Source organism: Plantibacter sp. CFBP 8798 (assembly GCF_014841195.1).
GTDB classification, from domain to species: domain Bacteria; phylum Actinomycetota; class Actinomycetes; order Actinomycetales; family Microbacteriaceae; genus Plantibacter; species Plantibacter auratus.
This window is the reverse complement of record NZ_JACYTS010000001.1, coordinates 283,655-306,189: the sequence shown is the minus strand read 5'-3', so window position 1 is coordinate 306,189 and position 22,535 is coordinate 283,655. Positions and strand designations below refer to the sequence as shown.

Here is a 22,535-nt window from a genome sequence, read left to right as displayed (position 1 = left end):
CACGACGATTCGATGATGAAAGCGCAGACCATGCCCTACGAAGCAGCCGAAACCCGTTACGACGACATGACCTACCGCCGCGTCGGCCGCAGCGGACTGCGCCTCCCCGCGCTATCCCTCGGTCTCTGGCACAACTTCGGCGAAGGCCGCAGCATCGAGGTCCAGCGGGCCATCGTGCGCCGCGCCTTCGACCTCGGGATCACCCACTTCGACCTCGCCAACAACTACGGCCCACCCGCGGGTTCCGCCGAGACCGCCTTCGGCCGCATCTTCGCCGAGGACCTCGCCGCCCACCGTGACGAGATCATCATCACCTCGAAGGCCGGCTACTCCATGTGGCAGGGGCCCTACGGGGAGTGGGGCTCGCGCAAGACCATGCTGTCCTCGCTCGACCAAAGCCTCGGCCGTATCGGCGTCGAGTACGTCGACGTCTTCTACTCGCACCGGCCCGACCCGGAGACCCCGATCGAGGAGACGATGGGTGCGCTCGCGACGGCGGTCAAGCAGGGCAAGGCGCTGTACGCCGGCATCTCGAACTACTCCCCCGAGCAGACCATCGCCGCGGCGGCCGCGCTTCGTGAGCACGGTGTCCCGCTGCTCGTGCACCAGCCCCGCTACTCGATGTTCTCCCGCGAGGTCGAGGACGGTCTGCTCGACACCCTCGACGACCTCGGTCTCGGTGCCGTCGTCTTCAGCCCCCTCGCGCAGGGCATGCTGACCGACCGCTACCTCGGTGGGACGGTTCCGTCGGACTCGCGTGCGGCGACGAGCCGCTTCCTCAACGAGGAGGCGATCACGGGCACCTACCTCGAGCGAGCCCGCGGCCTCCAGTCCATTGCGGAGGAACGCGGCCAGACGCTCGCGCAGCTGGCGCTCTCGTGGGTGCTGCGTCGCGACACGGTCACGTCGGCGATCATCGGTGCCAGCTCGGTCGAGCAGCTCGAGGGCAACTACGCGGCGATCCACCGCCTGGACTTCGACGACGCCGAACTCGCCCGCATCGACGAGTTCGCCGTCCACGGCACCCTCCGCTAGCCCACCCTCGTCTCCGCACGCGTACCTATCTCAGGACAGCTCCGGCGTGTCGCCCCCGCACCCACCCGACCCGCCGGAGTTCTCCTGAGACAGGTTCACAACTCAGGAGGATGTCGGCGCGGCATGCAGAACGCCCCGGCGTGTCGGGATGACACGCCGGGGCGTTCCTGAGTTGCGAACCGGTCGGGCTCGGGTCAGATGAGGTCGTCCGAGAGGTGGTTCGGCGTGCCGAAGCGGTGCGCCGTGATCGAGACCGCCTGCTCCTGGAGGAACGGCAGCAGCTCGATGCGGCCGGCCTCGGTGACGTCGCCCGCGTAGATCGCGACGTCGGGGCTCCCGGAGGTCGCGTGGGCGACACCCTCGGTCGTCCCACCGATGATCCGGACGCGCGCGCCGGCCTTCGTCCCGACGAGCGAGGCGGCGGTCACGTACCAGCGGTCCTCGCTCTCGACGGTGATCCCACCGGCGATGGCCTCGACGGCCGGGACGAGCTTCGGCGGGAGCGCGACGGCGGACGACACGTGCACGGTCGCGCCCGCGGTCGCACCGGCGGCGACGACACGGAGGAGCTCCGCGACCGAACCGCCGTCCACGAGACGCACGTGGACCTCACGCGGCACGTACCGGAACACGTTGCGCTCGGCGGTCAGCTTCGATACGTCCTTCGCGACCCCGAACTCGTCCGCCCATACGGCTGCGTCGCTCGCAACCGACCGGCGCAGGAACGCGAACTCGTCGGCGGTGAGCACCGCGTCAGCGGCACGCAGCAACGAGGCGACAGGGGACTTCGGGCCACGGCGCTCCGCCGACCGACCGACGGTGCGCTCAGCCGTGCTCTCAGCGCTCGACCACGAGCCGAGGCCGATGAGGTAGTTCGGGCCACCGGCCTTCGTCCCCGCGCCGACCGCGGACTTCTTCCAACCGCCGAACGGCTGACGCTGCACGATCGCGCCGGTGATGCCGCGGTTCACGTACAGGTTGCCTGCCTGGATGCCGTCGAGCCAGAGGCGCAGCTCGGCCGGGTTCAGGGAGTGCAGCCCGGCGGTGAGTCCGTAGTCGATCTCGTTCTGGATGGCGATGGCCTCCTCGAGGGTCTCGGCCGTCATGATCCCGAGGATCGGACCGAAGTACTCGGTGAGGTGGTACTCGGAGCCGCGGGCGACGCCGGCACGCACGCCGGGGCTCCACAGCTTGCCGCTGTCGTCGAGCTGCTTCGGCTCGACCAGCCACGACTCACCGGAGCCGAGCGTCGTCAGGCCGCCGAGCAGCTTGCCCTTCGCCGGTTCGATGATCGGACCCATCTGCGTGGTCGGGTCGACCGGGTAGCCGACCTTGAGCGACGTGACGGCGTCGACGAGCTGGTGACGGAAGCGGCGCGAGGACGCGACCGACCCGACGAGGATCACGAGCGACGCGGCCGAGCACTTCTGGCCGGCGTGACCGAAGGCCGACGCGACGACGTCCTTCACCGCGAGGTCGAGGTCGGCGCTCGGGGTGACGATGATCGCGTTCTTGCCGGACGTCTCTGCGAGAAGCGGCAGCTCGGGGCGGAAGGAGCGGAACAGCTCCGCCGTCTCGTAGCCACCGGTGAGGATGACGCGCTCGACCGCCGGGTGGGCGATCAGGCGCTCTCCGAGCGAGTTGTCGGCCAGCTGCGCGAAGCGGAGCACCTCGCGCGGCACACCGGCCTCCCACAGCGCCTCGATCATGACCGCGCCGCTGCGGCGAGCCTGACGGGCGGGCTTGATGATGACGGGCGACCCGGCGGCGAGCGCCGCGAGGGTCGAACCGGCGGGGATGGCGACGGGGAAGTTCCACGGCGGCGTGACGACGGTGAGCTTCGCGGGGGTGAAGGTCGCGCCGTCCACGTGGTCGAGCTCGCGGGCGCGCTCGGCGTAGTAGTGGGCGAAGTCGATCGCCTCGGACACCTCGGGGTCGGACTGGTCGAGGGTCTTGCCGGTCTCCGACGCCATGACCTCCATGAGGTCGGCACGACGCTGCTCGAGGACGTCGCCGGCGCGGTGCAGGATGACCGCACGCTCGGCGCCGGAGAGCGAGCCCCACGAGGCGCCCGCTGCGGTCGCTCCGTCGATGACGGCGTCGAGGGCTTCGACGCTGTCGAGGATGGACGCGGCGACGGTGTCGTTCCCGAGCCGCGACTCGGTGACGCGGGTGAGGATGTCGCGTCCCCACACCCGGTTCGCGGGGAGCGAGGGGTCGGTGTCGGGGGTGTTCTCGAACGCGTCGACCGGGGACGCCTCGGCGGGCTTCGTTCGGTCCTGCTGCCGGTTCGGCGCGGGGACGGTGGTGTCCAGCACCGCGAGCGACGCGAGGAACCGCTGCTCCTCACGGGCGAAGAGGGTCTCGTTCTCGCTCAGCTCGAACACGGCGGACATGAAGTTGTCCTGGCTCGCGCCCTCCTCCAGGCGGCGGATGAGGTACGCGATGGCGACGTCGAACTCCTGCGGGTGTACGACCGGCGTGTAGAGCAGGAGCTCGCCGACGTCGCGCTTCACAGCCTCGGCCTGGCCCTGCGCCATACCGAGCAGCATCTCGAACTCGACGCCGCGCTCGACCCCCCGCTGCTTGGCGAGCAGCCAGGCGAAGGCGATGTCGAAGAGGTTGTGGCCGGCGACACCGATGCGCACGTTGTCGATGCGGTCGGGGTGCAGGGCGTACTCGACGACGCGCTTGTAGTTGGTGTCGGAGTCCTGCTTGGTCGACCAGGTGGCGAGCGGCCAGTCGTGGAGCGACGACTCGACCTGTTCCATGGGGAGGTTGGCGCCCTTGACGATGCGCACCTTGATGCCGGCACCGCCCGCGGCACGACGCCCGGCCGACCACTCCTGGAGACGGATCATCGCGGAGAGGGCGTCGGGCAGGTAGGCCTGCAGGACGATGCCGGCCTCGAGATCGCGGAACTGCGGGAGGTCGAGGAGCTTGGTGAAGACCGCGATGGTGAGGTCGAGGTCCTTGTACTCCTCCATGTCGAGGTTGATGAACTTAGCAGGTGTGGCTTTGGCGGCACGCTCGAACAGCGGGGTGAGGCTCGTGACGACGTGCTCGACGGCTTCGTCGAACGCCCAGACCGAGTGGGGGCTGACCGTCGACGACACCTTGATCGACACATAGTCGACGTCGGGGCGCGCGAGCAGCTTGTGGGTGCCCTCGAGACGACGTGCCGCCTCACCCGTACCGAGGACGGCCTCGCCGAGCAGGTTGACGTTGAGTCGGGTGCCGGGCGTCTTGATCTTCGCGATCGCGGGGCCGAGCTTCTTGTCGGTGGCGTCGACGACGAGGTGGCCGACCATGTTGCGGAGCACCTTGCGGGAGATCGGGATGACGACGCCGGGCAGGATCGGGGCGAACGCACCGCCGCAGCGGACGGCGGCCTTCAAGTACCAGGGGAGGAACGCGGGCACCTTCGGGGCGATCGTCTGCAGGGTGCGGGCCGCGACGCGGAGGTCCTCCGGACGCACGACGCCGTCGACGAAGCCGACCGTGAACTCGAGGCCGGTCGGATCCTTCAACACACCGGCGAGCTGCTGCGCGGAGGCGTCGGCGGGGATCGTCGAGGCCGTCTGGAGCCAGCGGCGGACGAGGGCGATGGCCTCGGTGGCGAGGGCGTCGCGGTCGAGCTGCTGCGTCGATGCAAGAGTGTCGGTCATGGTGCCAGTATCGGCGTCGAGACCAATAAGATACAGCGAAGGTTTTCGAACGATATTCATCGGTTGAGCCGATGGTTTTGGAGGGCACCGTGCTGGACGTCCGACGGCTCCGCCTCCTGCGCGAACTCAAGATCCGCGGGACGATCGCCGAGGTCGCTTCCGCCCTCAACTTCAGCCCCTCCTCGGTGTCGCAGCAGCTCTCCGTCCTCGAGCAGGAGACCGGCGTCGAGCTCCTGCGGAAGGTCGGTCGACGGGTGCAGCTCACCCCGCAGGCCGAGATCCTCGTGGGGCACACGGACGCACTCCTCGACACGCTCGAGCGCGCCGAGGCCGACCTCGGGGCGTCCCTCACGACCGTGTCGGGCACCATCCGCGTCGCGGTGTTCCAGTCGGCGGCACTCGCACTCATGCCGGCGGCCCTGAGCGCCATGCGCCGCGACCACCCGGACGTCCGCGTCGAGATGGTGCAGCACGAACCGGAGACGGCGCTGGCCGAGACCTGGGCGCGCGACTTCGACGTCGTCGTCGCGGAGCAGTACCCCGCCCACGCCGCCCCGCGGCACCCCGGACTCGACCGCCGTCAGCTCGCCACCGACCCGATCCGACTCGCGTGCCCGCCGGTCGCGAACGAGATCCACCCCGTGCTGCGCATCGAAGATGCGGCCGACCTCCCCTGGGTCATGGAGCCGCACGGAGCGGCGTCACGCCACTTCGCCGAGCAGTTGTGCCGCCGCGCGGGGTTCGAGCCCGACGTCCGCTACCAGACCGCCGACCTCCAGGCGCAGATCCGGTTGATCGAGTCCGGCAACGCGGTCGCCCTCATCCCCGACCTCCAGTGGGCGGGCGAGCCGGCCAGCTGTCGCCTCGTCGACCTGCCCGACCTCCCGCGACGCACCATCTTCACCTCCGCGCGCGAGGCCGGCGTCACCCGCCCGGCGATCGTCGCCTTCCGCGCCGCCCTCGAGGCTGCGGCGGCCTAGCCAGGACGGGCGGGAACGCTGCCAGCGAACGCGGCGCGCAAGGGGGTGCGCCTCCCAGCCGCCGGTGCTTGGCTGGAACTCCCGCATTCCTCCGAAGGAGCACCCGCATGACCGACACCACCGCACGCCCCGCAACCGCCGCCGGCACCTTCTCGCTCGGCGGCGACCTCACCGTCAACCGACTCGGCTACGGCACCATGCAGCTGACCGGCGAGGGCGTCTGGGGCGAGCCCGACGACCGCGACGGCGCCATCCGCCTGATCAAGCGCGCAGCCGAACTCGGCGTGAACTTCTTCGACAGCGCCGACGCGTACGGTCCGGACGTCACCGACACCCTCCTCCGCGAGGCGCTGCACCCCTACGACGACATCGTGATCGCGACGAAGGTCGGCCAGACGCGACAGGGTCCCGGCGAGTGGACGCCCACCGGCGTGCCCGCCTACCTCCGCCAGCAGGTCGAGCTCGGCCTCCGCCGTCTCGCCGTCGACCGCATCGACCTCCTGCAGTTGCACCGGATCGACCCGACCGTGCCGTTCGAGGACCAGATCGGCGAGCTGCGCAAGCTGCAGGACGAGGGCAAGATCCGACACATCGGCCTCAGCCAGGTCAGCGTCGCCGAGGTCGAGGCGGCCCAGCAGATCGCTCCGATCGCGTCGGTGCAGAACCTCTACAACCTCACCGACCGCTCCTCGGAGGACCTCCTCGACTGGTCGACCGAGCACGGCGTCGCCTTCATCCCGTGGTTCCCGCTGGCGACCGGCGCCCTCAGCAAGGAGGACGGCCCGCTCACGCAGCTCGCCGAGCGACACGACGCGACCCCGTCGCAGCTCGCGCTGGCCTGGCTGCTCAAGCGCTCGCCCGTCATGCTCCCGATCCCGGGGACGTCGAGCATCGAGCACCTCGAGGACAACCTGCAGGGTGCGACGATCGAGCTCACCGACGACGAGTTCGAGGAGCTGTCCGCCGTCTCGGAGTAACGCTCCCACCGCCCTTCGACAGGCTCAGGGACCGGACCTCCGGTCACTGAGCGACCACCCGGTCACTGAGCTTGTCGAAGTGCGGTGCAGCTCAGGGACCGACCACCCGGCTCAGCGGAGCCGCTTCGACAGCTCGTGCGCCTGCTCCAGCAGCAGGCCACCGAGGAACGCCTGGCGCTCAGGCCGGAACCGGGACTCGATCCCGGTGAGACTGAGCGCCCAGGCGGGCTTCCCCGCCGCATCGAAGACCGCCGCGCCCATGCCCCAGCTGCCCTCGAGGATGAGCGCCGGGTTCACCGCGTACCCGCGCTCGCGCGTCTCGCGGATCCGCTCGCGCACGCGGTCGGCGGTGTGGGCCTCGCCCCACCGCTCGGTGAGGTCGGCGCGGCCCAGGTAGTCGTCGATCTCCTCGTCGCTCGAGAACGCGAGGATCGCCAGTCCCGCCGACGCGACCCCCAGCGGGAAGCGGACACCCTCGGTCAGGACGAACGACCGCACCGGGAAACTCCCCTCCTCGCGCAGCAGACACACGGTCTCGAAGCCGCGACGCACCGAGAGGAAGGCGCTCTCGCCGCTCTCGTGCGCGAGGATCCGCACGCTCTCCCGGGCGAGCTCGGCGACGTCGTACCGCTCCGCCGCGAGCGATCCGAGGAGGAACAGCTCCGGGCCGAGGTGCCACCGGGCGGCGCGGACGTCGTGGTCGAGGAAGCCTTCGGCGGCGAGCGAGGCGAGCAGGCGGTGCGCCGTCGGCCGGGTGAGCCCGGCGGCCGCGGCCACCGCCGAAGACGACGCACCACCGGGATGCTCCGACACGATCTTCAGGATCCGGCTCACGCGCGAGACGACCTGGGCGCCGCGCATCCCCTCAGCCACGTCGTACTCCCAGCTTGTCCACATGGTGAGCCTACGCCGCAGCCGGGACCACGTCATGAGTGGATCCGGGATCGGGCCCCATGCCACCTTTGACACCGCAGGACGGCTGTGACTGACTACAGGAGAGACGAACGGCCAGTCCCACCATGTGGTCAAGCCGGTCCGCCATCCACAAGGGAGTGACATGACGAAACACTGGTCGAGCGCCGCCGAGGCGCTGCACGAGGTCGTCCGGGACGGAGCGACCATCGCGGTCGGCGGGTTCGGCCTGAGCGGCAACCCGACCGACCTCATCGAGGCCCTCCGGGACACCGGAGCCACCGACCTCACGATCGTCTCCAACAACATGGGCGTCGACGGCAAGGGCCTCGGCATCCTCCTCGAGAACCGACAGGTGCGGAAGGTCGTCGCGTCGTACGTGGGCGAGAACAAGCTCTTCGCCAAGCAGTTCCTCGACGGTGAGCTCGAGGTCGAGTTCACGCCGCAGGGCACGCTCGCCGAGCGGCTGCGCGCGGGCGGCGCCGGTATCGCCGGGTTCTACACGAAGACCGGCGTCGGCACCCCGGTCGCGGAGGGCAAGCCGACGGAGGTGTTCGACGGGGAGACCTACGTCCTCGAGCGCGGCATCGTCGCCGACGTGGCCCTCGTGCACGCGTTCCGCGCCGACCACGAGGGCAACCTCGTCTTCCGGCACACCGCACGGAACTTCAACCCGATCGTCGCGACCGCCGGCCGACTGACGATCGCCGAGGCCGAGGAGGTCCTCGAGGACGGCTACCTCGATCCGAACACCGTCGTCACCCCCGGCATCTTCGTCCAGCGCCTCGTCACGGCGACGCCGCGGGTGAAGGACATCGAACAGCGCACCGTCCGCCCGGCGGCCGCCACCACGACACCGGCAGGAGCCTGATCATCATGTGGACGAGAGACGACATGGCCGCGATCGCGGCGACCGAACTCCGCGACGGCGAGTACGTGAACCTCGGCATCGGCATCCCCACGCTCGTCGCGAACCACGTGCCACCCGGGGTGCACGTGACCCTCCAGAGCGAGAACGGCCTCCTCGGCATGGGTCCGTTCCCGATCGAGGGCGAGGAGGACGCCGACCTCATCAACGCCGGGAAGCAGACGGTCACGCTCCTCGAGGGCGGGAGCTACTTCGACTCGGCGATGTCGTTCGGCATGATCCGCGGCGGCCACGTGCAGCTGGCCATCCTCGGCGCGCTCCAGGTCTCGGGTGCGGGCGACCTCGCGAACTGGACGATCCCGGGCAAGCTCGTCAAGGGCATGGGCGGCGCGATGGACCTGGTCGCCGGGACGCCGCGGGTGGTGGTCGTCACCGAGCACGTCGCGAAGGACGGCAGCCCGAAGATCGTCGAGCGGTGCGATCTCCCGCTCACCGGCGTCGGTGTCGTCGACCGGATCATCAGCGACCGCGCCGTCTTCGATATCGTCGAGGGGGCACTCGTCCTGCGGGCGTTCGCGCCCGACACGAGCGTCGCCGAGCTGCGCACCCTGACAGGCGCGGAGTTCTCCGTCGAACTCGACCCCACCACCACCGGCGAGGTGCCGACCGCACCCGCCACGCCTCAGGAGGCACACGTATGAGCACCGTCATCGTCGGGTACGCCCGCACCCCGTTCGTGAAGTTCAACGGGGCGTTCGCGTCCGTGCCGGCCACCGAGCTCGGCGCCCACGCCATCCGCGCGGCCCTGTCCCGGGCAGGAGTCGACGCCGCCGACGTGCAGCAGGTCATCGCCGGCCAGGTGCTGCAGGGCGCAGCCGGCCAGAACCCCGCCCGGCAGTCCGCCGTCGGGGCCGACATCCCCTTCACCGTCCCCGCCATCACCGTCAACGCCGTTTGCCTGTCCGGCATGGAGGCGATCGTCACCGGCACGCGTCTCATCGACGCCGGCGAGGTCGACGTCGTCGTCGCGCTCGGCCAGGAGTCGATGAGCCTCGCCCCGCACGCCTGGTCGGGCTCGCGCGCCGGCAAGCGCTACGGCGCCATCGAGCTGGTCGACACCCTCGATCACGACGGCCTGACCGATGCGTTCGAGCACCGGTCGATGGGGTCGTCCACCGAGGAGCGCAACGGCTCACTCGGCATCGCACGCCCGGAGCAGGACGCCTGGGCGGCCGGGTCGCACCAGCGGCTCGCGGCAGCTGCGGACGTCCAGGCCGAGGAGATCGAACCCTTTTCCGTGCCGGGGCGCAAGGGTCCGACGGTCGTGAGCGCCGACGACGGACTCCGCGCCGACACCACCGCCGAGTCGCTGGCCGGGCTGCGTCCCGCGTTCGGCGGGGAGGGCACGATCACCGCGGGCAACTCCTCCCAGATCACCGACGGAGCGGCCGCGGTCGTGCTCATGAGCGAGGACGTCGCTGCAGCCCGGGGACTCACCCCGATCGCCCGGGTCGTCGCGCACGCGCTCGTCGCCGGACCCGATGTGAGCCTGCACGCCCAGCCGTCGAACGCGATCGTCGCCGCCCTCGCGAAGACCTCCCACACGACGGGCGACCTCGCAGCGGTCGAGATCAACGAGGCGTTCGCCGCCGTGTCGGTCCACTCGACCGACGAACTCGGGGTCGATCCTGCGATCGTCAACGCGAACGGCGGCGCGATCGCCCTCGGTCACCCGATCGGCGCCTCCGGCACCCGGATCGTCGGGCACCTCGCCCGGCGCCTCGCCGCCGCCGGCTCGGGTTCGATCGGTGCCGCCGGCATCTGCGGTGGCGGCGGCCAGGGCTCCGCGATCATCCTCGAGGCCGTCTGACCCGTCCGTAACTCCTGCTTGACGCTCGGCGCCGATCCCCGCCCGTGCGCAACTCCTGCTGATCGCGCCGCGTCGCGGCACGCCCCGGCGTGTCGGGTGAGCCGCACGGCTCCAAGCAGGAGTTGTGCGCGCGGGCGGGGATCACCGCCTCGGAGGAGCAGGAGTTGTGCGCGGGGCGAGCTGGCCGCGCTGCCGACTCAGACGGGCTCGCCGGTGACGGTGTAGCGGAGGTGGACGACGCCGGCCTCGAAGCGACGCTCGTCGACGAGTTCCAGACGTCGCCGGAGGTTGGCCGGCAGCGCACGCAAGCCGCCGCCGACGATCACCGGCGAGAGGAACAACTGCACCTCGTCGACGAGCCCCGCGGCGATCGCCTCGGCTGCGAGGTGTGGGCCGCCGACGCTGAGGTCGCGGTCCGATTCCGCCTTCCACCGGCGCACGGCCTCCGGATCGAACGATCGCTCGAGCGTCGTCCGGGCCGTCGAGACCGCGTCGAGCGACGTCGAGTACACGACCTTGTCGGCAGCGAGCCACAGAGCCGCGAAGTCCGCGATCTCGCGGGGCTCGTCCGGCAGCTCGTCCGCCGTCTCCCAGAACGTCATGATCTCGTACATCCGCCGGCCGAACAGGTAGGTGCCGATCGGCCGGGAGAGCTCGTTCACGAAGGCGTGCACCTCGGCGTCCGGGGCGCTCCAGTCGAAGCGGCCCTCCTCATCGGCGAGGTAGCCGTCGAGCGAGCTGATCGCCGAGTAGATGAGCCTGCCCATGTGTCCTCCGTCGCCAGTGCCGGTACGCGAGAGGCTAGGCCGCAGAGGCGACCGCCCACAAGGGGTGGCTCCGGCACCGACGGTCAGGCGGGCGGGATGACGAGCGTCGCGAAGGAGTCTGCCGGCAGGGTCGGCGTGATGACGTCGTCGCCCACCACGATCTGCACGGGGAGCGGTTCGCCGAGGTCGTTCTGCATCACGAGCACGACGCCGCCGTCCGGGTTGCGGAAGGCGAGCAGGTTCTCGTGCCCGGTCCAGCTCATCGTCGCGAGCCGCTGTGCCCCCGGCTGCAGGAAGTGCCCCAGGTGCCGCATGAGGAAGTACTCGTGCGTGTAACGGAAGGTCCGGGCATCGGGGTCCACGACGACGAGTGAGTTCTGCGCCCAGCCCCAGCGGCTGACGCCACCCTCGGTGAGCGCGAGGTTCCAGTACGTGTAGGCCTGCGCACCGTTCGTGAAGAAGTGGCGCATGAGTCCCCAGGTGTGCCGCACGAAGCGCCAGTCGTTCCGTCCGTCGCCGCACTCCTGCTCGGTCTGGTAGAGCGCGAGGTCCGGGTGGGCGTCATGCACCGCGGCGATCGCGCCTTTGCCGGCCCACTGGAATCCGACTCCGGCGACCCAGGGACCGGCCGACGGATCCCGGAGCACGGTCTCGATCTGCGCGTCGTGCGGCCGCTCCTGCGTGCCGAGGAAGACCCGGACTCCCAGACGGTCCATCTCCGGGCCGAGGACGGCGATGAACCGCGCGAGCCCCTCGGCGGTCCACACGCAGCTCGGGAACACCTGCGCCGAGTTGAACTCGTTCTGCGGCATGATCATCTCGACCCGGATGCCCTCCTCGCCGTAGGCCTCGACGAAGCGGGCGAAGTACCGGGCGTAGGTCTCGAGGTAGCGGTCTTCGAGGATGAAGAGATCGGTCCCCTCGGCACCGAGTTGATCGTCGCGGATGCCGTTGTCGACGCCGGACCCCGGCCAGGGGCGCGCGGCCGCGTAGTGCCCGTTCGTCTTCATCCAGGTGGGCGGGCTCCACGGCGACGCCCAGAGGCGCAGGTCGCCCTGGTATCGCTGCGCCGCCTGGATGAAGGGGACGAGCGTCGCGCGATCGTGGTCGATGCTGAAGTGCTCGAGGTCGAAGTCGCCGTCGACCTCGTCGTAGGAGTACCAGTCGGTGGAGAAGTCGTTGGCGCCGACGGGCATGCGGCAGAGCGAGAGGTTCAGTCCAGCGCCCGGCGTGAAGAGGTCGGCAAGGATGCCCTCGCGGTGCTCCTCAGAGAGGAGCCCGAGCGCCGTCCAGCCGAGTTCGTTGAAGCACCCGCCGATGCCGTCGACGGTCTGCCGGGGGTTCATCACGTCGACCATGACGTTCGGCATCCCCGCGAGTCGTCCGAACCCGAGCGGCTCCTGCTCCTGCCAGGGTGCGTCCTGGGTGGTCACGACCCAGGTGACCAACCGCGCTGAAGGCGTGGTGCCTCCGCTGGTGGCGGGGCCGCTGGTGGCGGGACTGCTGCTCGTCATCGAGTGCCTTTCGACGGGGGTCCTCCGTGGACCGCGACCGGTGCTCCCACCAGTATGTTGCAGAACCCGCGAAAACCGAAGAGCAGTCGTCATTCACCATCGGACGCGGCGCACAGCAGGGCTCACCCGAGCGGCGCACACGGGACACCCCGCTGGTATGCCGTTCGCGGGCGGTCGTACACTCGATGGATGGCCGATTCCAAGACGGTCCGGGAGCCGCAACCCGGAGGAGACCTCCCCGACGCCCGCGGGCGCACCGGCCTGCACCGGACCGGCCTCGACCTCACCGGAAACCCGCGCGTCCAGGTGACCGACGTGGAACTGGTCGCCGCCGCCTGGCACGTCCTCCGCCGGACGACCCTGCGGGTCCAGGACCGCTCAGGCGCGTGGTCGACGCAGCAGCGCGAGACCTACGACCGCGGCAACGGCGCGACCATCCTGCTCTACCACGGTGACTCCCGGAAGGTCCTGCTCACCAGGCAGTTCCGCTACCCGGCGTACGTCAACGGACACCCGACCGGCGAGCTCATCGAGACCGCCGCCGGCCTGCTCGACGACGACGATCCCGAGACGGCGGTCGCCCGTGAGGCCCGCGAAGAGACCGGGTTCGCGGTCGAGGCCGTCCAGCATGTGTTCGACGCCTTCATGAGCCCCGGCTCCGTGACCGAGCGCCTGCACTTCTACGCGGCCGAGTACGACCCCGCTGCGCGTCTCGGCGACTGGGGCGGGGTCGCCGAGGAGGGCGAGGAGATCGAACTCCTCGAACTCGACATCGACGACGCGATCGCGCGCATCGGCGACGACATCATCGACGCGAAGACCATCATGCTGCTGCAGTGGGCGAGGCTCTCCGGCCCGTTCGCGACGGCACCGACGCCTGTTCCTCCTGCACGCTAGTACCGCGGAGACTCCCGGACTCCGAGCTCGCCAGAACACCGTGCCACCGACTCCGGGTGGCCGATCGGCGAACCCGAACACCGGTCGGCCCCCGGTCCCTGAGCGAAGCGCCGGTCCCTGAGCTTGTCGAAGGGTGCCCCGACCGAGCCCGCCACCGCCCTTCGACAGGCTCAGGGACCGGCATGCGTCAGCTCAGGCCGAGCGGATGATGTCCGTGAGCACCGCGCAGCCGAAGTCGAGCGCGTCGAGTGGCACACGTTCGTCGACACCGTGGAACATCCCGGGGAAGTCGAAGTCCGCCGGCAGCCGGAGCGGGATGAACCCGTACCCCGTGATGCCGAGTCGGCTGAGCGCCTTGGCGTCGGTGCCGCCGGGAATGAGGTGCGGGAGCACGGTCGCACCGGGATCGTGCCGCTCGATGACCGCTTCGATCACCGAGACGAGCTCGCCGTCGTTCGGCGATTCCATCGCGATGAGTTCCAGCTGGACCTCGACGTCGACCCCCTCGCCCGCCGCCTCGCGGATGCGCGCGATGACCTCGTCTCGCTGGCCGGGCAGGAACCGGGCGTCGACCGTCGCGGTCGCGGACTCGGGGATCACGTTCTCCTTGTACCCGCCGGAGATCATGGTGACGTTCGCCACGTTCTGCAGACCGGCGCGCAGCCGCGAAGCACTCGGGCCGACGAGCGCGGCGAGTTCGAACGGCGACAGCTCGGAGGACGCTCCGGTCAGTTCGCGCAGCCGCTGGAACAGGTGCCTCGTGGTCTCGGTGAACGACACCGGCCAGTCGAGCGCGCCGATCCGGCCGACGGCGGCGGCGAGCTTGACGATCGCCGAATCCTGGCTCGCGAGCGAGGCGTGACCGGCGGCACCGTGGGCGGTCAGTCGCAGCCAGAGCACGCCCTTCTCGCCAGTGTTGAGCAGGTAGGCGCGGGTGTCGGCTCGTTCGCCGAGGGTGACGCTGTACCCGCCACCCTCGCTGATCGCGTCGCGGACGCCGGCGAACTGCTCCGGGTGGTGCTCCACCATCCACTGCGAGCCGAGGACGCACCCGGCCTCCTCATCGGCGAAGAACGCCAGGACGACGTCTCGCTCGGGCTGCTCCCCCGCCGTCACCATGCGCCGGACCGACGCGACGATCATCGCCACCATGTTCTTCATGTCGACGGCACCGCGGCCCCACAGCATGCCGTCGGCGATCTCGCCGCCGAACGGGTCGACCGTCCATGCTGCCGCGTCGACCGGGACGACGTCGAGGTGCCCGTGCAGCAGGAGGCCGGGCAGGGTGCGGTCGCGACCTGGCCACCGCGCGACGAGGTTCGTCCTGCCGGGTTCGGCCTCGAAGCGCTCGCACACGATCCCGACCTCACCGAGCAGGCGTTCGACGAGGTCGGCCGCGCGGGACTCGCCGACGGCACGCCCGCCGCCGTAGTTCGAGGTGTCGATCCGGATGAGGTCGCGCGTGATGGAGACGACCTCCGAGAGACCGACCGGGTCGCTCACGCGCTCGCCCACGCTCATTCGGCGGTCCGCGGGACCACGGTGAACCGGCGGTTGGCGAGCGAGGGCACCCGCGCACGGACGGCGTCGAGTCGCGCCGGATCGAGCTCGGCGAAGACCACCCCGGGCGCCTCGCCGGCGGCGGCGATGACGACGCCGGCCGGGTCGACGATGATCGAGTTCCCGGTGGCGAGCGGGCCGGTCTGGTTGGCGCTCACGACATAGGCGGTGTTCTCGATGGCCCGGGCGCGCACGAGGGTCGTCCAGGCGTCCTCCTTGCCGGGGCCGACGATCCACATCGCGGGCAGCAGGATGACGTTGGCGCCGGCGTCGATGAGACGCCGCGCGCTCTCCGGGAAGCGGAGATCGTAGCAGGTGAAGGCCCCGATGCGGAGGTCGCCGAGCTCGAGGACGAACGGTTCGGTGAGCTCGCCGGCCGAGATGCCGTCGCTCTCCGCGTACCCGAAGGCGTCGTAGAGATGCACCTTCCGGTACGTCGCGGTGATGCGCCCCTCGGCGTCGATCGCCACGAGCGTGTTGTACGGCAACCCGTCGGGGTTCTCCTCGATGGTGCCGACGACCGTCGGGAGGGAGCGCGCGGCGGCTGCGGCGGCGACGCCCGTGATGAAGGTTCCGTCGAGTGGTTGGGCGATCGCGGCGAGCGCGCTCGGCGGCTCCGAGGTGGCGTAGCTGCTCATCTCCGGCAGCACGAGCAGTTCGGCGCCACCCGCCGCGGCCTCACCGAGCAGGGCGACCACGCTGGCGAGGTTCTCGTCGATGTCCGTTCCGGCGGAGAACTGCCCGGATGCGATGCGCATGTGAAACCTCGTTCCGTGGGAAGGGCCGCGACCGTCAGCGCGCGGCCGTCCAGCCACCCTATGCCGAGAGTGGGGGCGTGCGCCGCCGGAGCCGGAGCCGGCCCTGGCCCACGAGGATGCCGAGCACGACGATCACGCCGCCGACCGGCTCGTTCCAGTGCAGGATCTCACCGAGCACGAGGATGCCGAGGACGACACCGACCAGGGGCGTGAGGTAGGTGACGGTCGACGCCGCCGTCGGGCCCCAGGAGTCGACGATCGTCGTCATCCAGATGTAGGCGACGCCGGTACCGAGTGCTCCCAGGGCGAGCATGCTGAGGACGACCGGGGCGTCGAGCGACACCGGCTGCATCGCGATGAACGGCGAGAGCACGAGCATGATGACGGCGGCGAGCGAGATCTCCACGGCGGAGATGACGACCGCGTCGTAGCTGTGGGTGCCGAGGACGAACTTCCGGAGGTAGACGAAGGCGATGCCGTAGCAGAGGGTCGCGCCGAGGCAGGCGAGCTGAGCCGGGATGGACTCGAGGATCGCCGGGTCGGCCAGGACGCGCCAGGGGCCGACGACGATCGCGACGCCGAGGGCGCCGACGAAGATGCCGAACACCTGCAGGCCGTTCAGCCGTTCCTTCGGGAGGAACACGGCGCCGACGGCGAGCGTCATAATCGGCGTGGTCGCGTTGAGGATGCTCGACAGGCCGGACGGCAGGAACTGTCCCGCCCAGGAGAACAGGAGGAACGGGGCGACGCAGAGGAAGACGGAGACGACGGCGAGGTGCGCCCAGAGCCGACGCTCTCGCGGCCAGCGGCGTCGGGTGACGAGCATGATGATGCAGAGCGTCAGGGCACCGAGCACCACGCGGGACAGGGCGACCTGCGCCGGAGCGAGCCCGGTCAGGCCGGTCTTCATGAAGAGGAAGCTGGCACCCCAGATGAGCGCGGCACCGAGATAGGCGCCCAGCACCCTGCCGGACCCTGGCGCGACGAGCGCGGTGACACGGGTGTTCGGTGCTGCGGCGCTCATCGTGCTCCCTCGAGTCGGACGACTCAGCATGGCATCACCCACCGACGCGCGCGTGCACCGTTCTGCGACGCGGACGTCCTTGTCTCAGGACTCCTCCGGCACGCCGCCCTGCTCCCCGGGCGACGCGCCGGAATTCTCCTGAGAACGGTCCGGTCGGTCAGACGGTGGTGGCGACGGGCTCCAGCCGGTGGATCGCCTCCACGAGCGGCGCGAGTTCCGGGAGCGACTCGGCTGTGGTCAGCGACTCCTCCAGGGCGCGGTCGTGCACCGGTCGGGCCTCCTCGAGCAGCGCCTTCCCGGCCGCCGTGAGCTCGGTGTAGACCCCTCGTCGGTCGTCGGCGCACAGCACGCGGGTGAGGAGCGCGCGGTCCTCGAGGCGGTTGACGAGCCGGGTGGTCGCGCTCGGCGACAGGGCCGTCGCGCGGGCGAGCTGCTGCATGCGCATGTGCCAGCCGTCCTGGCGCCCCAGGGCGTCGAGCACCGTGTACTCGACCACGGAGAGCCGGGCCTCGGCCTGCAGCGCGCGTTCCAGATCGGACTCGATCGATCCATACAGGGCGGCGAGCGTCCGCCACCCCTGCGCGCGGATCTCAACAGCGTCGTCGGCGATGCCCATCGGGACTCCTCGGTTCGAACATCGATCAATTGATTGCAGACGCACATAGTTGCTTGCGCTATTACCTAGCGCGTGCAACGATATCTATCGCGCGTCTGCAACTATCAGCGTACGCGTCCCGGCTGCAGGCCACCAGCACTCTCCCCACGACCCCCAGGAATCGCAGGAATCGTCATGCCACTCGGTCTCATCGCCCTCGCCCTCGGCGGCTTCGGCATCGGCCTCACAGAGTTCGTCATCATGGGGCTGTTGCCCGAGGTGGCGGCCGACTTCGGCGTCTCGGAGGCCGCGGCCGGCTGGCTCATCTCCGGCTACGCCCTGGCCGTCGTCGTCGGGGCGCTCGCCCTCACCGCGGCGGTCACCCGACTGCCGAAGAAGCCCGTCCTGCTGGCCCTGATGGTGCTCTTCATCGTCGGCAACCTCGTCTCCGCACTCGCCGGCGACTACCAGGTCATGCTCGCCGGCCGCATCATCGCCGCCCTCAGCCACGGAGCGTTCTTCGGCATCGGCTCGGTCCTGGCGGCGGCGATGGTCCCCGCCCACAAACAGGCCGGCGCGATCGCGATCATGTTCACCGGCCTCACCGCGGCGAACGTGCTCGGCGTCCCGTTCGGCACGCTGCTCGGCCAGCACTTCGGCTGGCGCTCGACCTTCTGGGCCATCACGGCGATCGGAGTCATCGCCTTCATCGGCATCCTGGCACTCGTGCCGAAGCCGAAGCGTGACGAAGCCCCGGCGTCGCTCCTCGCCGAGCTGCGCGCGTTCCGCTCCGGCCAGGTCTGGCTCTCGATCGCTGTCACGGTCCTCGGCTACGGCGGTATGTTCGGCGCCTTCACCTACATCGCGTACACACTCACGGAGGTCAGCGGCTTCGCCTCGACCACGGTGCCGTGGCTGCTCATCCTCTTCGGCGTCGGACTCCTGGTCGGCAACATCGTGGGCGGCAAGGCGGCCGACCGGAACATCGACCGGACGCTCATCGTCGTGATCGCGGTGCTGACCGTGATCCTGGTCGCCTTCGCCGCGACCGCACAGTCGCCCGTCGCCACCGTGATCGCCCTCGTCCTCATGGGCGGCTTCGGATTCGCGACCGTCCCCGCGCTGCAGATGCGGGTCATGCGGTACGCGTCGGCCGCTCCCACGCTCGCCTCGGGTGCGAACATCGCCGCGTTCAACCTCGGTAACGCGCTCGGCGCCTGGCTCGGCGGCGTCACGATCACCGCCGGCCTCGGCTACACCTCGCCGATCTGGGCCGGCGCGGCCATCACCCTGCTCGGCCTGATCGTCATCATCGGCGCGTCCACCGCTGCGAAGCGCTCCCGCCGTCGTCCACAACTCCTGCAGGATGAGCCCACCGACGCCGCCCTCCAGGAGGTCCCGCACCCCGTGTGAGCCGCGCGCGACTCCAGCAGGAGTTGTGAACGCTCTGGGCTTCGCACCTCGACAAGCTCGGTGACCGGATGGGAGGCTCGGCAACGGGGCGGGGGGCTCGGTGACCGGGGTAGGGCGCTCGGTGACCGGGGTAGGGGCAGTCGGCGAGCGGGCCAGCGGCGAGCGGCGAGCGAAGGGCGAAGGGCGCGCTACCGTGGGCGGATGAGCCGAACCCCTCGCCCCAGTGACACCATGATCGCGGTCGCCGAGCACTGGGCGGCCGAGCGACCGGCGATGCAGCCCGGCAGCCCGACCATCACGATGCTCGGAGCAGGCACGGCGAACGAGGTCGCAGCGGTCGAACTCGACGGCGGCGAGCGCGTCATCGTGAAGCTCTCCCCCGCGGACGCGGCCGGCCTCACCTACGAGCGGTCCCTCATGGCGACCGAGGCGCTCGCCCTCCGCATCCTCGGCCGTGCGGAGGTGCCGCAGCCGGAGATCGTCTTCGAGGCGACGCTCGACGGACGCGACGCGCTCGTGATGACCGAGCTCACCGGCCGGCCGGCGAACAGCACCGAGACCGTCCCCCTCGCCCGCGGCGTCCTCGGCCGCACGCTCGCCCGTCTGCACGAGGCGGGTCGCACGCCGTTCCACGTGGAACCAGACGACGTCGACATCCCGGCGGAGGCCGCGTCCATCGATTCGGCGACCGGCCTCGCCGAGGGGAACCGATTCGGCTACCCCTTCCGCCCGGAGCTTCAGGCGGCCAGTGCCGCGGACGCCTACCGGCTCGTCGTGGAGGCCGTCCTCGCCGATGCCCTGCGGTTCGAGGTCGACCTTCCGGTCGCGGCGGACGAGATCCGACACCTGATCGACACCGCGCTGCCGGCCTTCGACAGCGTGACGGAGCCGACGCTCGTCCACTTCGACCTCTGGGAGGGCAACCTCCTCGTCATGCCCGAACACGGGGCGGAGGCCGCCCAACTGACCGGCGTCATCGACCATGAGCGCGCGCACTGGGCCGACCCCACCGCCGACCTCGTCTCCCTGGCGCTCTTCACCGACGTGCCGGAGACGGTCGCCGCCGACTCGGAACTCCTCCGCGCCTACCGCGAGACGTCCGGCCGCGAGCTCCTCCCCGACGAGGACGCCCGAATTCGCGCGCGGCTGTGGTCGCTGTACCTCGCGCTCGTCATGGTGGTCGAAGGTGTCCCGCGTGGCTACGAGGGCGGCTGGTTCGACGAACACGACGCGTCGGTGCGCACGTGGATCGGTGACATCGCGGCCTCGCTCGCCTGACCCGCGCGACTCCCCCGGCGCCTGAGCCGACCTCCTCCGGTCCCTGAGCTTGTCGAAGGGCGGTCGTGGCACTTCGACAAGCTCAGTGACCGGGGTGGGGCTCAGTGACCGGCGTGGGGGCTCAGTGACCGGAGTCGGGCTCAGTGAAAGGGCAAGCTCAGTGACCGGGATTTGTGCGCAGCGGCGGTTGCGCGCGGCCGTACCCGCGCGGCTAGACTGGTCGGCTCGCCAGGCGGTGGGCGGCCCGGCGCGAACCAGCGCGGGCCCGTTCGGGAGCGATCGGCTCCCTGGGGAGTGCGCACCATGGGCTACATCGACGTCAGCGACCTCAGCTACACGCTGAGCGACGGACGGACCCTGCTGGACGAGGTCTCGTTCCGCGTCGGCGAAGGGGCGATCGCCGCGCTCATCGGAGCGAACGGCGCCGGCAAGACGACGCTGCTGCGGATCATCCGCGGCGAGCTCCAGCCCGACTCCGGGGTCGTCTCCATCGACGGCGGCCTCGGCGTGATGGACCAGTTCGTCGGTCGCGGTGACGATGACCGGACGGTCCGTGACCTCCTCGTCCAGGTCGCGCCTCCGCGGGTCCGTGCCGCGGCAGAGGCGGTCGACCGCGCCGAGCTCGCCCTCATGGAGGACGACGTCGAGGCGACCCAGATGGCCTACGCGACGACGCTCGCCGAGTACGCCGACGCCGGCGGGTACGACCAGGAGGTGCTCTGGGACAGCTGCTGCGAGGCGGCACTCGGGGTGCCCTACGACCGCGCGCAGTGGCGGACGCTCGGCACGCTGTCCGGCGGCGAGCAGAAGCGGCTCGTCCTGGAGGCCCTGTTCCGCGGCCCTGAGCAGGTCCTCCTCCTCGACGAGCCCGACAACTCCCTCGACGTCCCGACGAAGCGCTGGCTCGAGGGGATGCTCGCCGAGACCCGCAAGACGGTCCTCCTCGTCTCGCACGACCGCGAGCTCCTGGCACAGGCGGCGACCCGCATCATCACGCTCGAGGTCGGCGCGGCCGGCAGTACGACGTGGACCCATGGCGCGAGCTTCCGCAGCTACCACGAGGCCCGCGACGCCCGACTCGACCGACTCGACGAACTCCGCCGGCGCTGGGACGAGGACCGCGTGAAGCTGCGCGCGCTCGTCCTGCGTCTGCGCGAGCAGGCCAAGTTCAACGACTCCATGGCCTCCCGCTACCGCGCCGCGCAGACCCGACTCGCCAAGTTCGAGGAGGCCGGCCCACCTGAGGAGCGGCCGAAGGACCAGCAGGTCACGATGCGCCTCCGCGGCGCACGTACGGGTCGTCGCGCGATCGTCTGCACGGGGCTGGAACTGACCGGCCTCATGCAGCCGTTCGACGCGGAGATCTGGTTCGGCGAGCGGATCGGCGTCCTCGGTTCGAACGGGTCGGGCAAGTCGCACTTCCTCCGGTTGCTCGCCGGCGGCGGGACGGATCCCGATCCGGGCGCGGGGCACCTCGCTGCGGCGGGCGACGCGCTCGTCCCGGTGGAGCACGACGGCGACGCCAAGCTCGGCGCGCGCGTGCAGCCGGGGTGGTTCGCACAGTCGCACCGGCACCCCGAACTCGTCGGCCGGACCCTGCTCGACATCCTGCACCGCGGCGACGAGCACCGGTCGGGTCTCCCCCGCGAGGCCGCCAGCCGCGTGCTCGACCGCTACGGTCTGGCGGGCGCGGCCGAGCAGCCGTTCGAATCCCTCTCGGGCGGACAGCAGGCGCGCCTGCAGATCCTCCTACTCGAACTCTCCGGTGCCACGCTGCTCCTGCTCGACGAGCCGACCGACAACCTGGACCTCGTCTCGGCGGAGGCGCTCGAGCAGGGTCTGGCGGGTTTCGAGGGCACGGTGATCGCGGTCACCCACGACCGCTGGTTCGCGCGCGGCTTCGACCGCTTCCTCGTCTTCGGCTCCGACGGCCGGGTGCAGGCCTCCGACGAGCCCGTCTGGGAGGAGACCCGCGTCGACCGCGCGCGATAGCGGGTGTCGCCGCAGTTTCGCCGCGCAGGAGGGAGACTGAGGCGACACCCCCTGCACGTGTGGCGACCTTGGTCAACCCACCGTGATCCACAGGCACGTTCCATACGCTTGCAGCAACAACCCGATCCCGGAGGTGATGGTCATGCAGTACAGCATCGCCATCGGCCGCGTTTCGTACGACATCGAGTCGGGTGTCGACATCTCGGCACTGATGAGCGAGATCGAGTCCGCCGTCCAAGCCGGTGGTCGCTTCGTCCACGTCCCGCTCTCCGCAGATCGCAACCTGGACGTCCTGGTCAGCCCGGGCCTGCAGGTGACCGTGGAATCCTTCGCGAACCGGGCGCTGGAGATCGTTCCCGCCATCGAGACGGAGAAGCTGTCGGGTCTCGACGAGTACGACGAGTTCGGCGACTTCTGAGCCGAACGG

General features: G+C 70.5%; 19 protein-coding genes. 11 read left to right on the top strand and 8 right to left on the bottom strand.

What is annotated here, in order from left to right; all coding sequences use genetic code 11:
• Positions 1-30: 30 nt before the first annotated feature.
• Positions 31-1,035 (top strand): aldo/keto reductase, encoded by a 1,005-nt coding sequence (locus tag IFU30_RS01455; RefSeq protein ID WP_192004739.1) that lies wholly within the window; start codon positions 31-33, stop codon positions 1,033-1,035.
• A gap of 194 nt (positions 1,036-1,229) precedes the next feature.
• On the opposite strand, the gene IFU30_RS01450 is transcribed toward IFU30_RS01455, so the two are convergent.
• Positions 1,230-4,703, bottom strand: coding sequence for a bifunctional proline dehydrogenase/L-glutamate gamma-semialdehyde dehydrogenase (locus tag IFU30_RS01450; RefSeq protein ID WP_192004061.1), 3,474 nt, complete (start codon positions 4,701-4,703; stop codon positions 1,230-1,232).
• 89 nt (positions 4,704-4,792) lie between these two features.
• On the opposite strand from IFU30_RS01450, the gene IFU30_RS01445 reads away from it, so the two are divergent.
• The gene (locus IFU30_RS01445; RefSeq protein ID WP_071262156.1) at positions 4,793-5,683 is read left to right on the top strand and encodes a LysR family transcriptional regulator; all 891 of its coding nucleotides are present in this window, start codon (positions 4,793-4,795) and stop codon (positions 5,681-5,683) included.
• Positions 5,684-5,790: 107 nt separating this feature from the next.
• A complete protein-coding gene (locus IFU30_RS01440; protein ID WP_192004060.1) occupies positions 5,791-6,660 on the top strand; it encodes an aldo/keto reductase in 870 nt (289 codons plus the stop codon).
• 111 nt (positions 6,661-6,771) lie between these two features.
• On the opposite strand, the gene IFU30_RS01435 is transcribed toward IFU30_RS01440, so the two are convergent.
• Positions 6,772-7,557, bottom strand: coding sequence for an IclR family transcriptional regulator (locus IFU30_RS01435; RefSeq protein ID WP_197977352.1), 786 nt, complete (start codon positions 7,555-7,557; stop codon positions 6,772-6,774).
• Between the two features lie 160 nt (positions 7,558-7,717).
• Here IFU30_RS01435 and IFU30_RS01430 point away from each other — a divergent pair, with 160 nt between their 5' ends.
• Genes IFU30_RS01430 through IFU30_RS01420 form a run of 3 tightly spaced genes read left to right on the top strand, consistent with a single transcriptional unit; the run spans position 7,718 to position 10,310 of the window.
• Positions 7,718-8,443: a CoA transferase subunit A gene (locus IFU30_RS01430; RefSeq protein ID WP_159876674.1), complete on the top strand. Its 726-nt coding sequence runs from the start codon at positions 7,718-7,720 to the stop codon at positions 8,441-8,443.
• Positions 8,444-8,448: 5 nt separating this feature from the next.
• On the top strand, positions 8,449-9,141 hold the full coding sequence (locus IFU30_RS01425) for a 3-oxoacid CoA-transferase subunit B (protein WP_192004059.1): 693 nt from the start codon (positions 8,449-8,451) through the stop codon (positions 9,139-9,141).
• On the top strand, positions 9,138-10,310 hold the full coding sequence (locus tag IFU30_RS01420; protein ID WP_192004058.1) for an acetyl-CoA C-acyltransferase: 1,173 nt from the start codon (positions 9,138-9,140) through the stop codon (positions 10,308-10,310). Before IFU30_RS01425 ends, IFU30_RS01420 begins: the two co-directional genes overlap by 4 nt.
• 197 nt (positions 10,311-10,507) lie before the next feature.
• On the opposite strand, the gene IFU30_RS01415 is transcribed toward IFU30_RS01420, so the two are convergent.
• A complete protein-coding gene (locus IFU30_RS01415) occupies positions 10,508-11,077 on the bottom strand; it encodes a dihydrofolate reductase family protein (RefSeq protein ID WP_079704414.1) in 570 nt (189 codons plus the stop codon).
• Positions 11,078-11,160: 83 nt separating this feature from the next.
• Entirely contained in the window at positions 11,161-12,591 is a 1,431-nt protein-coding gene (locus IFU30_RS01410) for a glycoside hydrolase family 30 protein (RefSeq protein ID WP_192004057.1), read from the bottom strand.
• Positions 12,592-12,780: 189 nt separating this feature from the next.
• Here IFU30_RS01410 and IFU30_RS01405 point away from each other — a divergent pair, with 189 nt between their 5' ends.
• Complete coding sequence (locus tag IFU30_RS01405) at positions 12,781-13,488, top strand: NUDIX domain-containing protein (RefSeq protein ID WP_192004056.1); 708 nt, start codon at positions 12,781-12,783, stop codon at positions 13,486-13,488.
• Positions 13,489-13,680: 192 nt separating this feature from the next.
• On the opposite strand, the gene IFU30_RS01400 is transcribed toward IFU30_RS01405, so the two are convergent.
• The 4 genes from IFU30_RS01400 to IFU30_RS01385 form a co-directional block, all read right to left on the bottom strand.
• Positions 13,681-15,009, bottom strand: a complete 1,329-nt coding sequence (locus IFU30_RS01400) for a M20/M25/M40 family metallo-hydrolase (RefSeq protein ID WP_192004055.1) — start codon at positions 15,007-15,009, stop codon at positions 13,681-13,683.
• Positions 15,006-15,806, bottom strand: coding sequence for a carbon-nitrogen hydrolase family protein (locus IFU30_RS01395; protein WP_192004054.1), 801 nt, complete (start codon positions 15,804-15,806; stop codon positions 15,006-15,008). Before IFU30_RS01395 ends, IFU30_RS01400 begins: the two co-directional genes overlap by 4 nt.
• Before the next feature lie 58 nt (positions 15,807-15,864).
• On the bottom strand, positions 15,865-16,830 hold the full coding sequence (locus IFU30_RS01390; RefSeq protein ID WP_192004053.1) for a DMT family transporter: 966 nt from the start codon (positions 16,828-16,830) through the stop codon (positions 15,865-15,867).
• Between the two features lie 157 nt (positions 16,831-16,987).
• Complete coding sequence (locus tag IFU30_RS01385; protein ID WP_137242863.1) at positions 16,988-17,446, bottom strand: MarR family winged helix-turn-helix transcriptional regulator; 459 nt, start codon at positions 17,444-17,446, stop codon at positions 16,988-16,990.
• Between the two features lie 174 nt (positions 17,447-17,620).
• Between IFU30_RS01385 and IFU30_RS01380 the strand changes: the two genes are divergently transcribed.
• The 4 genes from IFU30_RS01380 (at position 17,621) to IFU30_RS01365 (ending at position 22,526) form a co-directional block, all read left to right on the top strand.
• Positions 17,621-18,838 (top strand): MFS transporter, encoded by a 1,218-nt coding sequence (locus IFU30_RS01380; protein WP_192004052.1) that lies wholly within the window; start codon positions 17,621-17,623, stop codon positions 18,836-18,838.
• Between the two features lie 201 nt (positions 18,839-19,039).
• A complete protein-coding gene (locus IFU30_RS01375) occupies positions 19,040-20,116 on the top strand; it encodes a phosphotransferase family protein (protein ID WP_192004051.1) in 1,077 nt (358 codons plus the stop codon).
• Positions 20,117-20,419: 303 nt separating this feature from the next.
• Positions 20,420-22,108 (top strand): ABC-F family ATP-binding cassette domain-containing protein, encoded by a 1,689-nt coding sequence (locus IFU30_RS01370; protein WP_192004050.1) that lies wholly within the window; start codon positions 20,420-20,422, stop codon positions 22,106-22,108.
• Between the two features lie 142 nt (positions 22,109-22,250).
• A complete protein-coding gene (locus IFU30_RS01365) occupies positions 22,251-22,526 on the top strand; it encodes a hypothetical protein (RefSeq protein ID WP_124767897.1) in 276 nt (91 codons plus the stop codon).
• Positions 22,527-22,535: the final 9 nt, after the last annotated feature.